Annotated in this window: 14 protein-coding genes; 8 read left to right on the top strand and 6 right to left on the bottom strand. The window is 48.0% G+C overall.

All coding sequences use genetic code 11. The features are described 5' to 3' along the window. Window positions 1–35 precede the first annotated feature (35 nt). Entirely contained in the window at window positions 36–965 is a 930-nt protein-coding gene (locus BIW15_RS02150; protein WP_005482884.1) for a sugar kinase, read from the top strand. Between the two features lie 11 nt (window positions 966–976). Then, window positions 977–1,600, top strand: coding sequence for a bifunctional 4-hydroxy-2-oxoglutarate aldolase/2-dehydro-3-deoxy-phosphogluconate aldolase (locus BIW15_RS02145; RefSeq protein WP_005460834.1), 624 nt, complete (start codon window positions 977–979; stop codon window positions 1,598–1,600). Window positions 1,601–1,784: 184 nt separating this feature from the next. Here the strand turns inward: BIW15_RS02145 and BIW15_RS02140 are convergent, their stop codons facing one another. After that, window positions 1,785–3,524 carry a sodium:solute symporter family protein gene (locus tag BIW15_RS02140; RefSeq protein ID WP_077280485.1) on the bottom strand — a complete coding sequence of 580 codons (1,740 nt, stop codon included), beginning with the start codon at window positions 3,522–3,524 and terminating at the stop codon, window positions 1,785–1,787. A 129-nt stretch (window positions 3,525–3,653) separates the two neighbouring features. Here BIW15_RS02140 and BIW15_RS02135 point away from each other — a divergent pair, with 129 nt between their 5' ends. From BIW15_RS02135 to BIW15_RS02120, 4 genes are all read left to right on the top strand, one after another. Next, on the top strand, window positions 3,654–4,331 hold the full coding sequence (locus tag BIW15_RS02135) for an oligogalacturonate-specific porin KdgM family protein (protein ID WP_005482845.1): 678 nt from the start codon (window positions 3,654–3,656) through the stop codon (window positions 4,329–4,331). A gap of 15 nt (window positions 4,332–4,346) precedes the next feature. Then, window positions 4,347–6,575: an exopolygalacturonate lyase gene (locus BIW15_RS02130; RefSeq protein WP_077280484.1), complete on the top strand. Its 2,229-nt coding sequence runs from the start codon at window positions 4,347–4,349 to the stop codon at window positions 6,573–6,575. 300 nt (window positions 6,576–6,875) lie between these two features. After that, the gene (locus BIW15_RS02125; RefSeq protein WP_005487072.1) at window positions 6,876–8,648 is read left to right on the top strand and encodes a sodium:solute symporter family protein; all 1,773 of its coding nucleotides are present in this window, start codon (window positions 6,876–6,878) and stop codon (window positions 8,646–8,648) included. A gap of 56 nt (window positions 8,649–8,704) precedes the next feature. Beyond that, the gene (locus tag BIW15_RS02120) at window positions 8,705–9,871 is read left to right on the top strand and encodes an oligogalacturonate lyase family protein (protein WP_077280483.1); all 1,167 of its coding nucleotides are present in this window, start codon (window positions 8,705–8,707) and stop codon (window positions 9,869–9,871) included. Between the two features lie 86 nt (window positions 9,872–9,957). Here BIW15_RS02120 and BIW15_RS02115 read toward each other — a convergent pair whose 3' ends face one another. Both BIW15_RS02115 and BIW15_RS02110 read right to left on the bottom strand, forming a co-directional pair. Further along, window positions 9,958–10,731 carry a siderophore-interacting protein gene (locus BIW15_RS02115; RefSeq protein ID WP_077280482.1) on the bottom strand — a complete coding sequence of 258 codons (774 nt, stop codon included), beginning with the start codon at window positions 10,729–10,731 and terminating at the stop codon, window positions 9,958–9,960. A 179-nt stretch (window positions 10,732–10,910) separates the two neighbouring features. Beyond that, window positions 10,911–11,495 carry a LysE family translocator gene (locus tag BIW15_RS02110; protein ID WP_005482872.1) on the bottom strand — a complete coding sequence of 195 codons (585 nt, stop codon included), beginning with the start codon at window positions 11,493–11,495 and terminating at the stop codon, window positions 10,911–10,913. 114 nt (window positions 11,496–11,609) lie between these two features. Here BIW15_RS02110 and BIW15_RS02105 point away from each other — a divergent pair, with 114 nt between their 5' ends. Together BIW15_RS02105 and BIW15_RS02100 are read left to right on the top strand one after the other, a co-directional pair. Beyond that, entirely contained in the window at window positions 11,610–12,050 is a 441-nt protein-coding gene (locus tag BIW15_RS02105) for an Lrp/AsnC family transcriptional regulator (RefSeq protein ID WP_031381613.1), read from the top strand. A gap of 214 nt (window positions 12,051–12,264) precedes the next feature. Further along, window positions 12,265–13,443, top strand: coding sequence for a lytic polysaccharide monooxygenase (locus BIW15_RS02100; RefSeq protein WP_021484189.1), 1,179 nt, complete (start codon window positions 12,265–12,267; stop codon window positions 13,441–13,443). A gap of 116 nt (window positions 13,444–13,559) precedes the next feature. On the opposite strand, the gene BIW15_RS02095 is transcribed toward BIW15_RS02100, so the two are convergent. The 3 genes from BIW15_RS02095 to BIW15_RS02085 are packed head-to-tail and all read right to left on the bottom strand — an operon-like array spanning window position 13,560 to window position 15,190. Further along, window positions 13,560–14,180, bottom strand: a complete 621-nt coding sequence (locus BIW15_RS02095; protein WP_015312770.1) for an HAD-IB family hydrolase — start codon at window positions 14,178–14,180, stop codon at window positions 13,560–13,562. A 38-nt stretch (window positions 14,181–14,218) separates the two neighbouring features. Next, complete coding sequence (locus BIW15_RS02090; RefSeq protein WP_029826317.1) at window positions 14,219–14,530, bottom strand: cupin domain-containing protein; 312 nt, start codon at window positions 14,528–14,530, stop codon at window positions 14,219–14,221. Between the two features lie 9 nt (window positions 14,531–14,539). After that, a complete protein-coding gene (locus tag BIW15_RS02085; protein WP_005460782.1) occupies window positions 14,540–15,190 on the bottom strand; it encodes a Qnr family pentapeptide repeat protein in 651 nt (216 codons plus the stop codon). Between the last annotated feature and the right edge of the window lie 123 nt (window positions 15,191–15,313).

Raw genomic sequence — 15,313 nt, 5'->3', positions numbered from 1 at the left:
AATAATGGCGGCATCAAATACTGAGGAGACTTCCCATGAACCCAATCAGTCGTGTCGCCATCATCGGCGAATGTATGGTGGAGCTTAAAAAACATGACGGCGTGCTACAGCAAGGTTTTGGCGGTGATACGCTCAATACCGCGGTGTACCTTTCTCGTTTAACCAAACAACACGGGGTCGAAACTTCGTATGTGACGGGATTAGGGCATGATCCGTTTAGTCGTGAAATGCTAACGGCATGGCGTGAAGAGGGGATCAATACGGACATGGTCTACCTTTCTGAAGATAAATTGCCAGGCATCTACGCGATTGAAACCGCCGAAGATGGCGAGCGTAGCTTCTTTTACTGGCGTAATGATGCGGCAGCAAAATACTGGTTGCGTGAACGAGCATTGTTGTCGTTGGTGAAAGATCTTTGTCAGCATCAAATGATCTACCTGAGTGGTATTAGCTTGGCGATCATCTCGGACGATTGTCGTCAGATGTTGATTGAGCTGCTAACAATGTGCCGTAAAGAAGGTGTGAAAATCGCATTCGATAACAACTTCCGCCCTAAGCTCTGGCCTAACATCGAGCAAGCTCGTGATTTTTACTCAAAGATCCTCAGCGTCACCGACATGGCATTTTTGACCTTCGATGACGAGGTCATGCTGTGGGGAGATAAGCACGAAGATGAAGCGATCAGCCGTACGAAAAACTTTGGCGTGAAAGAGATCATCGTGAAACGTGGCGCGGACGACTGTTTTGTTGTAACACAAGATCAACAACACACCGTTGCGGCCTTGAAGGTTGATGCTGTGGTGGATACCACGGCGGCGGGTGATTCTTTTAGTGCGGGTTATCTTGCAAAACGAATTTTAGGCGGAGACGTTGCTGAGTCTGCGCTTGCTGGCCACAAAGTGGCTGGCACGGTTATTCAACATCGCGGCGCGATCATTCCAAGCCAAGCGATGCCAACTATTTAAGGAACGATGAAATGAAAGATCTGAACCAACAACTTTCAGAAATTAAAGTAGTCCCTGTTATCGCGATCAAAGACGCAGGCAAGGCAGTGAAACTGGCACAAGTGCTGATTGAAAATGGCCTGCCATGTGCTGAAGTGACGTTCCGTACTGAGGATGCCGCTTTAGCGATCAAAAACATGCGCGAAGCGTACCCAGAGATGCTGATTGGCGCGGGAACTGTGCTGACAAGCGCGCAAGTGGATGAAGCGATTGATGCGGGCGTGGACTTCATTGTGAGCCCAGGTTTCAACCCAACTACAGTGAAATACTGCCAACAGCGTAACGTGACCATCGTCCCTGGTGTCAACAACCCAAGCTTGGTTGAACAAGCAATGGAAATGGGTCTGCGTACGCTGAAGTTTTTCCCAGCAGAACCGTCAGGCGGCGTCGCGATGCTAAAAGCATTGTCTGCGGTTTACCCTGTAAAATTCATGCCAACCGGTGGCGTGAGCCCAAGCAATGTTAAAGATTACTTGTCTATTTCTTCAGTCTTAGCGTGTGGCGGTACTTGGATGGTACCCGGCGATTTGATTGACAACGAGCAATGGGATGAACTGGCGAAGCTGGTTCGTGAAGTTGCGGGAATTATCGAATAATTCCTCACCCCGGTTAGCGCCGAGAACTATCGTAGATAGTCGAACGATCTTTTGAGCAATTTGCCAACGCCTACGGCTCCACCGTAGGCGTTTTTTTATGTGCAGTTTTGGCGAGTTAAAAATCCAACTTTCCATTAGGCGCGACACAAAACAACGCGCCCACACGATTTACTTACCCATTTACTTACTTAGTTTTTTGTTTCTGCCAAGCACGTTTAGAGTGCTGGGTAGGTTGTAGTAGGAACAAGCTAAACAGCAACACGATGCAGCCAATTGCGACAAAGATGGATTGAGAAGAGCCCGCTAACACGACGCCGGCAAGAATCAGTAACATGCCCGCCAACGCTGTGATGGAGCCGACGTAAAGTCCTTGCTTATGATTGATAGGGGACAGCTCCTCGTCGCTGATCGGTGTGGCTAGTTGAATCGCAAGTGCAGTGCGACTTTGCTGGATTGATGGTGGCTCTTTGGCATAAAAGACCTGCGTAAACAGGAAGAAGCCTCCCGTCACCAGTAAATGAACGGCAAGCGTTGCGACCACGGACAGGTCTTTGCTTTCTCTTGGCGTTAATGGCGAGGAAGAGAGCCACTGTACATCAAAGATAAACATCATAAAGAGCGATACTGCGCATCCGACCATAACGGTGGCCCATCCCGACCAGTTTGGTGTTTTCAAGCTGACAAGCGCAAGCAGAGATGGGATGTTGATTGGCATCTGAATGAACGCCGCGAACACAATCATCATGTCGAACAAGCTGTACGACTCAACAGACGCCAGCAGCAAAGCTGTGACCGTGGCTAATACGCCAGATACTATCGTCGCAATTTTTCCAACCATCAACTGCTGACGACTGGTAGCATTTGGGTTGAACCACACTTGGTAGAGGCTTTTGACCACAATGCCAGCGTTGCGGTTGTGTGCTGATGAAAGCGGCGCAATGGTCGCGGCCACCAATGCCACCATCACCAATCCGAGTAAACCTTGAGGCATGTAATGTTGGATGTAGTAAAGATAAGCGGCGTTGTTCGCACTCTGCTCTAGTGCAGGATAGATCGCCAGTAAATCGATGTTTTGCGCTGCCACGAACCACGCTGGCATAAACCACAGTACAGGGGCAAAAACAAACAGCACACCAGCAACGAATGCGGCCTTGGTGGCGTCTTTATCGTTGGCGGTGGTCAGAAAGCGATAGCAACTCAAGGTGTGGTTATTACTCATGGTTTGTTGCAGCAGCATGGCGATCGCCCACATCACAAACAGAGACGGCATCCTGATCTGTTCACCATAAATTGGCGTGGTGTACGCAAATACTTCGCTTGGTGAGTCAAAGCGTTGCAGTGCGGTATAGCCGATCACTAGAGTAATGGCGATCAGCAAAATTAATTGAATCACATTCGTCACAGACACTGTCCACGCGCCGCCACTCACGGCGATCAAAGTGACGATCACCCCCATAGCGAGAATGGTGGTCGACATCTCAATGGCAAAAACGGCAGAGAAAAAAGACGCCAATCCGTTCATCCAAATAGCACAGGCGATCAAAGTCAGTGGAAAGCTTAACCATGTAAATAGCTGTTCTGATGTGTGGCCAAACCGCACTCGAATCACTTCCATGGCGGTTTCTACGCGCAACCTTCGATAGCGACGCGCAAAAACCGCCGCCGCGACGAAAAATCCCAACGCATTTCCCCAAAAGATAAACATCACGCTGATGCCATCTTCATACGCTTTGGCTGCGGCACCCGTAAACGTCCACGCTGAAAATTGCGTCATGAATGCAGTCGCGCCAGCCATCCACCACATCATGGTTCCTCCACCCTGAAGGAAGTCATTTGACGAGGTGGAAAAGCGGCGAAATAGCCACGCAGCGATCCCAATAAAGAGCAGATAGATCATTACGATCATCGAATCCAATAAAGTCATGTGTCATAGCTCACGAAAAAATTAAAACACCGGTTTAAAGATCACAAAAATACCGATAAGAACTTTATCAGTACGTAATAATGAATATATTAAAACAAGATTTATTATAAAATAAAATGGTGTTTCAAAATGAAAGTTAGATACCTTACTTCTGCACTCTTACTTGCAATGACTTCTGGTTTAGCGGCTGCCGCATCGGTGGATATTCGTCATGAATATGTGCCTGATCGTGATGGTGACGAACATCGAGATCGTATTTACGTTTCTCACCGTTTTGACAACCAAATCGGTTTTAGCGTGGAAGCAAAATGGAACTACAAAGATGGTCACATGGGCAATGCAGGCCATGAAACTGGCGTGAGCTACCGTTGGAAAGCGACCGACAATTTCTCTCTAACGCCGGGCATTAACATTGATGCCAGCCCATCGGGTGCGTCAGTGTTCAAGTACAACTTGACGGGCGCGTACAAAATCAATGACGAGTGGGATGTCGCTGCGCGTATTCGTCATGGGTACAAAAACACGGACGACTCGCGTTACAACCAGCTCAACCTTTACGCAAACCGTAAGTTTGAATGGGGCAAGCTTGGCGTAGAAGCGGAGTACAAAGATATTCATGGTGGTGAAGGTGGCTGGAAAGACAAAGGTCATGATCAGCTGATCGACTTTAAAGGCGAATACACCAAGTTAGAAAGTGGTGTGATTCCATTCTTCGCTATCGCGGCGATCACGCACAAGGGTGACGGCTCAGAGTTTAAAGATGAATATGTTCCTCGTTTCCGTGTCGGTTTGAAATACAACTTCTAACAAGGAAAAGTGACCATGAAAAAACACACTTTAGCCTTGTGTCTGGCGGCCATATTGGCCCCAGCCGCACACGCTGCTGAGATTAAGGTCGAAGACCTGACTTGGAAAGCGATCACTTTTGGTCAATCGACCGACATGAACTTTGGCTCAACCATTTTGCCGGAAAAAGTCGGCGTGAACCAAGTGACGGTCAATGGTGATGTTGTCGCGGCTGGCAAGTTAGCGTCCACATTTACCATTGAAAGCCGCGGCGGCAAGTTAGCTAACTCGCATGAAGGACTCACCTTTTACTACACCGAGCTACCAACTGATGTGAACTTTACCCTCAGTGCCGATGTGGTGCTTGAACAGCTTGGCCCGGAAACAGGCGCGACACCCAACCGCCAAGAAGGCGCAGGTTTGATGGTGCGCGACATTCTAGGTGCCGAGCGTTTAGTGCCGCAACCTGAGGGCCATGAAGAGTTTCCGTCTGCATCGAACATGGTGATGAACCTAATGCGTTCTCACACCCGCACGAACGATGGCATGACCAACATCAACGCATCGTTTCGTGAAGGCGTTTATCAACCTTGGGGAACACCGGGTAACCGTTTAAGCCGTGTCGATTATGTGGAAGGGGTGCCTTATGGCACGGCTGAAACCTACCGCATGACGCTGACACGCACCAATGATGGTTTCAAAGTCAGCTACCGTAATGGCGAAAAATTCGTTGAGCAAGCGGTAAAAGGCGCGAATGCCAATATCGTTGAAATGCAAAACTCAGACTCGCAATACGTCGGCTTCTTTGCGTCACGCAATGCAAAAATGACGGTGAGCAATGTCGATTTGCAGCTTGCTGCGGCGGATACCGTGGACGCTCCAAAATACGCGGCCAAGCAGGGAGAATTGGTATTCCAAATTGCTTCTTCACCTCGCTCTGCAACCAAAGAGTATCCGGTTCAAGCTCGTGCCAACTACTCGGGCGAATTTGAAGTTCTGCACAATGGCAAAGTGGTAGCGAAGCAAACCGTGACGGCGGGCGAGCTGTTCAGCCAGTGGCTGACACTTGATAGCGGCGCGAATCAAATGGAAGTGAGATTCACCGCCATTGACGGCCCAAACAAAGAGACACAAGCGCACCGTTACAGCGTTGACGTTGTTTCTCTGCCAGACCCAATGACGCTGTATGTTGCACCAAACGGCAGCGACAAAGGCAACGGATCTCAAGCACAACCGCTTGATTTAGCTACCGCAGTAGAACTGCTTCCTGCTGGTGGCACCATCATTTTGAAAGATGGCGACTACCAAGGGATGGAAATCCCACTGACGGCGAGTGGCAGTGCCGACAAGCTCAAGCACCTACGTGCGGAAGGAGACAATGTTCGCTTTGTTTCGGAACTTCGTCACGAGGCAAATTACTGGCATTACCAAGGTATTGAAGTTGCGGGTGCGCAGTTCATTGTTCATGGTAGCCACAACACCTTCGAAAAAATGGTGACACACGGCGCGCCAGATACTGGTTTCGTGATCACCTCTCCTGAAAACATTGGCCGCGCACTGTGGGCAAGTTACAACCAAGTGATTGAAAGCGAAAGCTACAACAACATGGATCCTTCGCAGATCAACGCAGACGGTTTTGCGGCCAAGATGCGCATCGGCGATGGCAACACCTTCATCCGTTGTTTGTCTCACCACAACATTGATGACGGTTGGGACTTGTTCAACAAAGTGGAAGATGGCGCAAACGGTGCGGTGACCATTTTGGATTCCATCTCGTTCAGCAACGGTCGCACACTCGATGTTGCCAACAAGGGTGGCACGATTGGTAACGGCTTCAAGCTAGGCGGCGAGGGGATTCCGGTCCCACATGTGGTGAAAAACAGCTTGTCTTTCAATAACAATATGGACGGATTTACGGACAACTTTAACCCTGGTGCACTGGTATTGAGCGACAACGTGTCGATTGATAACAAGCGCTTCAACTACTTGTTTCGTAAGAGCCCATATTCTGGCGAGATTGAGCAAGGCACGTTCACCAATAACCGCTCTTACCGATTCCACGTCAGCAGCAAATATGACGACGTGATCAACAGTGCGAAATCGACTGGCAATGCGTTGGTCGAAAATGGCACGACTTACACCAGTGATGGCAAAGCGGTCGACAGCAAAACGCTCGCGCCATTAAAGCAAGCGTCGGTGATTGATACCCAGCAAGCCATTCCGGGTAAGCAAGAGGCGATGCAGCTTAAGCAACTTATTCACTAACGAGTAACTACGGGCTCTCAGGAGCCCTTTTTTTCGTCAAAACTCACCTTACAACGGTCGCATTTTTACGCTTTTCGACTTGTCAGTGACAATCTCTTTTTGGTTCTAAGATTAACTAAGGGAATGCAGCAACGACGAGTATGGATCCGCAGTTATTTACAAGACGCTCACTATTGATCTTCATCACGTTTGAGCGCAAAAAATAAAAAATGAACCGTTGTTTTGATTTTTGTCTCAGTTAGTTTTGTTTTTTGAAAATATAATTTATCTAAATTAAAACAGCGTTTCGAGGTTTCTATTATGGAATACGATTACTTAGTAATAGCAGGCTACTTTGCCCTGATGGTGGCAATCAGCTTGCTGTTCAAAAAAATGGCAAGCAATAGTACCAGCGACTATTTCCGCGGGGGCGGTAAGATGCTTTGGTGGATGGTTGGTGCCACAGCATTTATGACTCAGTTCTCTGCATGGACGTTTACCGGTGCAGCGGGTAAAGCGTTTAACGATGGCTTCGCAGTATTGGCTGTGTTTGTTGGCAACATGGTGGCGTACGTTTTCGCTTACTTCTACTTTGCTCGCCGCTTCCGCCAAATGCGTGTCGATACACCAACTGAAGGGGTAAAACGCCGCTTTGGTAACACTAACGAGCAGTTTTTCACTTGGGTAATCATTCCGTTAAGTGTGATTAACGCGGGTGTTTGGCTAAATGGTTTGGGTGTGTTTGCTTCTGCGGTATTTAATGCCGACATCGTGACTACCATTTGGGTGACTGGCCTTGCGGTATTGGCTATCTCATTGCTGAGTGGTGCGTGGGGCGTAGTGGCGTCGGACTTTATTCAAACGCTGGTTGTTGCGGTTATCTCCATTGCTTGTGCGGCAGTTGCATTGTACGTCGTTGGTGGCCCTGGCGAGATCGTTGAGAACTTCCCTGGTGGCTTCATCATGGGCCCAGATATGAACTACCCACTACTGTTAGTTTGTACGTTCATCTTCTTCGTAGTGAAACAGCTGCAAAGTATCAACAACATGCAGGAGTCTTACCGTTTCCTTAACGCGAAAGATTCGAAAAACGCAAGTAAAGCTGCGCTGATGGCGCTTGTGATGATGCTATTTGGCGCGGTAATTTGGTTCATCCCACCTTGGGCTTCAGCAATCTTGTACCCAGATGCAGCAACGCAATACTCATCATTGGGTGCGAAAGCAAGCGATGCGGTTTACCTTGTCTTCGCTCGTGAAACAATGCCTCTAGGCACCGTTGGTCTGCTCATGGCAGGTCTGTTTGCGGCGACCATGTCTTCGATGGACTCTGCACTAAACCGTAACTCAGGTATTTTCGTTCGCAGCTTCTACTCAAACATCGTGCGTAAAGGCCAAGCTTCGGATAAAGAGCTACTGCGTGCTGGTCAAATCGCATGTTTGGTGAACGGCATCCTCGTTATCATGATGGCTCAGTTCTTCAACTCACTGAAGCACCTAAGCTTGTTTGACCTAATGATGCAAGTGGCGACGCTACTTCAATCACCAATCCTAGTTCCGTTGTTCCTTGGCATCATCATTCGCAGAACGCCGAAATGGGCACCATGGGCAACAGTTGTGGTTGGTATGTTTGTCTCTTGGTCAGTGGTGAAAATCTTCACTCCAGAATTTGTTGGTAGCTGGTTCGGTATGGATGAGCTAACACGCCGCGAAGCCGGTGAAATGCGCACAATGATCACCATTGCTGCTCACCTTGTCTTTACTGCTGGTTTCTTCTGCCTATCGACTTTGTTCTACAAAGAAGAAACAGACACGCACAAAGAGACAACGGCGGAATTCTTTAAAGATGTGGACACCGAGTGTGTTGCAGAAGAAGGCCAAGACATTGTTGACCGCATGCAACGCGCGAAATTGGGTACGCTGGTTATCTACATGGCCGCAGGTTTAACACTGATGGTGTTGATTCCAAACCCACTATGGGGCCGCTTATTGTTCCTTGCTTGTGCAGCGTCAGTCTTTGCTGTGGGCTACGGCTTGAAGAAGAGTGCCAAGCTAGACACGCAGCCCTCTAAAGTAGCCGCGACAACGACCCAATAATCTGAATTTTTGTTTTGGCTGCCCTCGCTTGGGCAGCCCTTTTGTGGAGATATATTATGGCTAAAGGTGATGTGATTACTCTCAACTTCGAAACGTTTGTTGATAGTGATACCCAAGTGAAAGTGACGCGATTAACGCCAACGGACGTGATTTGTCACCGTAACTACTTTTACCAGAAGTGCTTTACTCAGGATGGAAAAAAGCTGCTGTTTGCAGGTGATTTCGACGGAAATCGCAACTATTACCTGCTTAACCTTGAAACGCAACAAGCAGTCCAACTGACGGAAGGTAAAGGTGACAACACCTTTGGCGGTTTCATTTCGACGGATGAGCGTGCATTTTTCTACGTGAAAAACGAACTGAATTTGATGAAAGTCGATTTAGAAACGCTGGAAGAACAAGTCATTTATACGGTCGATGAAGAGTGGAAAGGCTACGGTACTTGGGTGGCAAATTCTGACTGTACCAAGTTAGTCGGCATCGAGATTTTAAAACGTGATTGGCAACCGCTGACTTCGTGGGAAAAGTTTGCCGAGTTCTACCACACCAATCCAACTTGTCGCCTAATTAAAGTGGATATCGAAACCGGTGAGTTGGAGGTGATCCATCAAGACACTGCGTGGCTGGGTCACCCAATTTACCGTCCGTTTGATGACTCAACGGTTGGTTTCTGTCATGAAGGTCCGCATGATTTGGTGGATGCGCGCATGTGGCTGGTCAATGAAGATGGCAGCAACGTTCGTAAAATCAAAGAGCACGGAGAAGGTGAATCGTGCACGCACGAGTTCTGGATTCCAGATGGCAGCGCAATGGCGTACGTTTCTTACTTCAAAGGTCAAACTGATCGCGTGATTTACAAAGCCAACCCAGAGACATTAGAGAATGAAGAAGTGATGGTGATGCCACCTTGTTCTCACCTTATGAGTAACTTCGATGGTTCTTTGATGGTTGGTGATGGTTGCGATGCGCCAGTTGATGTTGCAGACGCGGACAGCTACAACATCGAAAATGACCCGTTCTTGTATGTATTGAACACAAAAGCGAAATCGGCGCAAAAACTGTGTAAGCACAGCACATCTTGGGATGTGTTGGATGGCGATCGCCAAATTACTCACCCGCATCCGTCATTCACACCGAACGATGATGGTGTGTTGTTTACCAGTGACTTTGAAGGCGTTCCTGCGATTTACATTGCGGACGTGCCGGAGTCTTACAAACACTGATTACGTCAAACATGATGATGAAAAACGCCCGGTGATGCCGGGCGTTTTTATTAGGATGAGAGCTGGAATCGAAAAGACATGAACCACTATTGGTTGGATTCCGCGTCTTCACGTTTAATCACTTTGTGCCCATCTTCAGACACGCCTTGCTTCCAATAGCTGCTGATGTAGATATTCTCGCGATCGACTTCTTTCTCATTGCGGAAATATTGGCGCAGTGCACGCATTGAATCGAACTCACACGCACACCATATCGAAGCGTTACCATCTAACCACTTGAGTTCGCGAACGCCATCAGCCAAGGCTTGCCCTTCGGTCAGCCAAATCAACTCCATGCCTGCTGGCGCGTGTAGGGGTTGGATGTCGGCTGGAGACATCACGCTGATCACTGCATAGCCTTTGGCCTCTTCTGGCAACGTACGAATTTTCGCAGAAAGCGCTGGAAGTGCCGTCATATCGGCAGCCATGAAGAACCAATCCGCCTCAGTATTTAAGTTGGAGATGCTACCCGGCCCCACGATGCTGATCGTGTCGCCTTTTTGCGCGGCCATTGCCCAATGTGCGGCAAATCCGCATTGCAGATCTTGCGTTACGTGTCGGACGAAATCCACTTCGATTGAGCTGGTTTCTGGATGAAAGCGTCGAATTGTGTAGGTGCGCATTATTGGTCGGTCGTCTTCTGACAGGATGCTCAGATCCGCGCCGCCCATATCGTTAAACAGTAATTTGATGTAACTGCCTTCGCAGTCACGAGGAAAGTGGCTCAGCGCCTCACCTTGCAAGGTAATGCGCTGCATGTTTGGAGTGATGGTTTCTGTGTCTGTGACAACAAGCATTTTAGGTTGAGGCTTCTTTTTCATTGTTACTTTACTCGATAATTATTCTCTTTCTCATTTAAAGGTTATCAAGTTCCCTAACAAGAGGGTAGCGTCTTTAAACAAATTTACACTGTGAATTAACGCCAAAGCCTCAAGAAAAATATTACCTTTATCCTTTCTCTAACCGCGTAAAGTGAGTCGTTTTTTAACCATAGATGGACTTATATCATTGGAATCGTAGACAAAAGCAACAGAGCGGCCATGCTGTAGTTGAACCCCTTAACGCGTTTATCGGTGGTCAACCAACGCTGCAATTGCATGCCTGCCGCCGTCCAAAATGTCACCGATGGCAAGTTGGCTAAACAGAAGATACCGGCGATAAAAGTCAGTTCAAGCCAAGAACCGCCGCTGGTGTATACCGTAATCGCCGTCAACGCCATCGACCAACCTTTTGGGTTCACCCACTGGAATGCGACAGCCCCTAAAAAAGACATCGGGCGAAAATCGTGTTTTGCTTCGGTTTTGTCGCTGGTGGCGATTTTGTACGTCAAGTACAGCAAATAACTCAAGCTCAATACTTTCAAAATGGAGTGGGTGAGCGGGTAGGCATGGAACAGGCTCATCAAGCCAATGCCCACCAAAATTAACATGGCACCAAAGCCGAAGGTAATGCCCAACATGTGTGGGATAGTGCGTTTAAAGCCGACATTTGCCCCTGAGGTCATCAACATAATGTTATTGGGACCCGGCGTAAAAGTGGAGACAAAAGCGAACAACGCCAAAGCGCCCAGTTGATGATATTCCATAGATTGTTCCTTGAATCAGTTCTCGATAAGTTGAGAACAACTATAAGTAGAACTGAGGTCAATATTGTGCTTTTATTTGATGATTAGAAACTAAATAAGCAATGAAACATCATCATGGATAGATTTGACGAAAGAATATTGCAAGTGATCAAACGAGACGGAAGAATCTCCAATGTGGAGCTGTCGGAACGCGTTGGTTTATCTCCATCTGCAACCTTACGCCGAGTGCAAGATTTAGAGCGTAAAGGCGTGATCAAAGGCTACCGAGCAGTACTGGATAATCAGCAACTTGGCGTGGGTTTTGTTGCTTATGTGTCGATTGGTTTGGCCTCGCACTCTAAGCAGGCACAGCTGGGTTTCGAAGAGCATGTGCGTTTTGTAAACGAGGTGGTGGAATGTCACAACATCACTGGCGCGAACGAGTATTTGCTGCGTGTGGAAACGCAAGATCTCGCCGCTTATAAAGCGTTTCACGCTGATGTGTTGGGTGAGTGCGAACACGTCAAGTCGATCACAACCATGGTGGTGATGGACACACCAAAAGACGAGCGCTAGCCAAACGAGAGTGACAGTTTTTGTGGCACACGAATTTGAAGTGACTCGAAAGAGTCAGTCGAGTATGAGAATGGTTCACAACAAATGCTGGAAAGCAGATGGCACTCTTACAATTTCCATATTTATTCTCACCTTCTAAATAATCCCATCCTGCTAGTTTTGCTTAAACCGCTTGTGTTTCAGAGCGGCGAGTCAGCAAAATTAAGGATGAACGATGAAATCACATGTAACACTTCCTCTTTTGAGCTTAAGCGCTGTTGCCGCATTGAGCTCATTTAACGTCAACGCCCATGGCTGGGTAGAGTTTCCAAGTGCTCGTCAAAATACGTGTTATTTAGACGGTGGCTTTTGGACCAACGAGATCCCTAACCAAGCGTGTAAAGCGGCTTTTGATGAATCTGGCGCGTACCCGTTTGTGCAACGCAGCGAAATCGCGGCGAACGTACCAAACTACCGCGACATGGCACACGTTCAGGCGGTGGTTCGTGACGGTGAACTGTGTTCTGCCGGCGATGCCGCTAAGAAAGGCTTGAACATTCCTTCTCCAAACTGGCAGCGCACCAATGTTACACCAGATGCAAACAACCAGATTGAATTGGTGTTTTACGGCAAAGCGCCGCACAACCCATCGTACTGGGAATTCTATCTCACCAAGCCAACTTATGATGATTCAAAGCCTCTTACTTGGAGTGATTTAGAGCTGATCGACACCGCAGGTGATGTGTATGTTGATGCGGAAAAACGCTACCGTATTCAGGTGACTTTCCCTGCTGATCGTTCCGGTGATGCGGTGCTTTATACTCGTTGGCAGCGCATTGATGTCGCTGGGGAAGGTTTCTACAACTGTAGTGACATTACGTTAAACGGAACGGGCACGACGCCACCGACTGACCCTGTTGATCCAACCGAACCGGGCAACAATCTGACATCTCTAGGCTACTTTGTTCAGCAAGGTTTTGGGCCAGTAGAGTCTGGCGATACGGTGCGTTTCCGTACGTTTAATGCGACGGGGAATGAAATTGTCGATATTTCACTACCAATCAACGCAAACAATACGGCGACTTGGGCGGCAGAAATTGCGGATCAATTTAACGCGCAGCAAACGGGCGATTGGTATGTGGGCATTTGGCATCAAGAGATGAACCACTACATGTTCGATAGTAAGAACGTGAATGCAAACCAAGTATTAGCGCCAAGTGCAGACTTCAGTTATGCGTTGTCACTGATCAAAGCGGATGTACCGCCACCAGTTGAACCAACCAACTTGTGGGACAAGACGGCCGTTTACAACCAAGGTGATGTGGTGACGCACAACGGCAAAGAATGGACTGCCCAGTGGTGGACGTCTGGTGAGGAACCAGGCACAACGGGTCAATGGGGTGTATGGCGTTAAGCCAGTTATTTGGGCCCTGAACAGTAAAACCCTTCTCATGTGAGAAGGGTTTGTTTTTTCAGTCTAAAACGACCACTTTGGTTGAGTGGTTGTCTTGAAAATCAGAGCACATATCGTTATTCGCTTGCTCTCCACTCGCTCCAGTTGAGCATCGCGTAGTCTGCCAGTTTTAGCATCGGAATGTCTTCGTGTGTATCACCGTAGGCATAAACAGACGCAAACTCGTCGAGCGAAAACGCCGCCTTAACGCGTGAGACTTTTCTTTCTAAACTGCAATCACCTTGCTGGTAAAAGCCACTCAGTTTTGGCTGTTCTGAGATCAGTTCACTGCACAGCAAGTGGTAACCGTTCGCCTCACACCAAGGCTTGAGATACGCATTGAGTGATGCCGACACCACCACAATGGTATCGCCTCTGTGTTGATGCCACGCCAACCTTTCCATCGCTTCTGGCCGTAAGTACAGCGGGATCACTTCGTGGGCAAACTGAGCGCCAATCGCTTCAATTTGCTGCGTTTCTTTCCCTGAAAATGCAATAAAACTGCTGAGTGGGCGCATAACACGAGCGGGTAACACTCCGAGTTTGTACAGCGCATAAAATGGCATGATAGCGACCTTTCCTACTCGTTTGCGCAGGCCATAAGCAGAATAGTGGAGGAAAAGGCTAAACATATCCTCTCGGGTGATGGTGCCATCAAAATCAAACAGTGCCAGTGACGGCTTAGTAGTATCGAGCAAATTCAGCGCCTATTTTTTGGTTTAAGATCGTTTTGTGTTTATTGATAAAACACCGCCAACCAGATGGTTTCTTGCGTTGGGTCAGTCCAGCTCACTTTGTGTTTGGTATGAGCTGGAATCGTAACGTGATCGCCTGTCTCAAGTCGTTGCACTACACCTGATTCAAAAGTCAGCTCTCCTGCTCCTTTAAGAACCAATACCCATTCATGTTCTTCTTGATCGTACCAGCCACTTTCGGGCGAGGTTTGCCCCGTTGAGACAATGCGTTCTATACGCAGGTTTTTGTGGGTCAGCAGGTTTTCGAACACTTCCTCGTCGAGGTTATTCGGTAAGTCTTCAAACAGGTTCATGGCCTTTCCTTAGAGAATGATCAGTCCAAAAGGCGCAAGCAATTGCTCTTGTTGCCAATCACAAATTTTAACACCAAACAGAGAAACGCGGCGAACATCCAGCCCGTCCAGTTCGACATGAGTCAGATCACACTGCTCAACGTTAAAGGTTCCCCATTGTTCTGGCGAGAATTCGCAGCGAGATAAATCCGAGCCTTTGAGAGTTGCCCCTGCGAGGTTCGCACCGTTCCAACGGTTTTCAAAGAGGTCACATTTTTCTAGTAACACTCGCTCGAAGTTACAGTAGGTGAGGTTGCAGCCAGTAATAAAAGCAGAACAGAAAAACATGGTGTTACTGACGCGATTAGCAAAGTTCGCACCTTGGAAGTTTGCCCCTTTGAGATCGCACTTACGCAGCTCCAAGCCCATACAATTTGCGCCGTTAAACAGGCTCATCGCCAACATACAGTTCGTGAAGCTGGCATCTTTTAAGTTCGCGAAGCGAAAACTACACCCTTCTAGCGCTTTGGATTCGATAAAGCGACAGTCGATGAACTTAGCATCGCGCAGATCGGCATGGTCGAAACTGCACATATAAAAGTGGCAGTTTTTAAAGGTGGCATTCTGAAAATCGTGATGAGAAAAGTTTTCTCGTTCAAAAATGAGATCGGTTTTTAACATGTCTTCTCCTTAGCTGCGAGCAGACTAGCACTCCAAGTGACTGATTTTCCAGAAAAATAACTTCTTGTATTTCAGTGTTTTACAAACCCCTCAAATCGCAATTTTAAGGGGTCAAATGAGCGT

The sequence above is a fragment of the Vibrio sp. SALL6 genome (assembly GCF_002002385.1).
GTDB classification, from domain to species: domain Bacteria; phylum Pseudomonadota; class Gammaproteobacteria; order Enterobacterales; family Vibrionaceae; genus Vibrio; species Vibrio parahaemolyticus.
The sequence above is the reverse complement of the archived record's forward strand: the minus strand, read 5'-3'. Positions and strand labels throughout refer to the sequence as shown.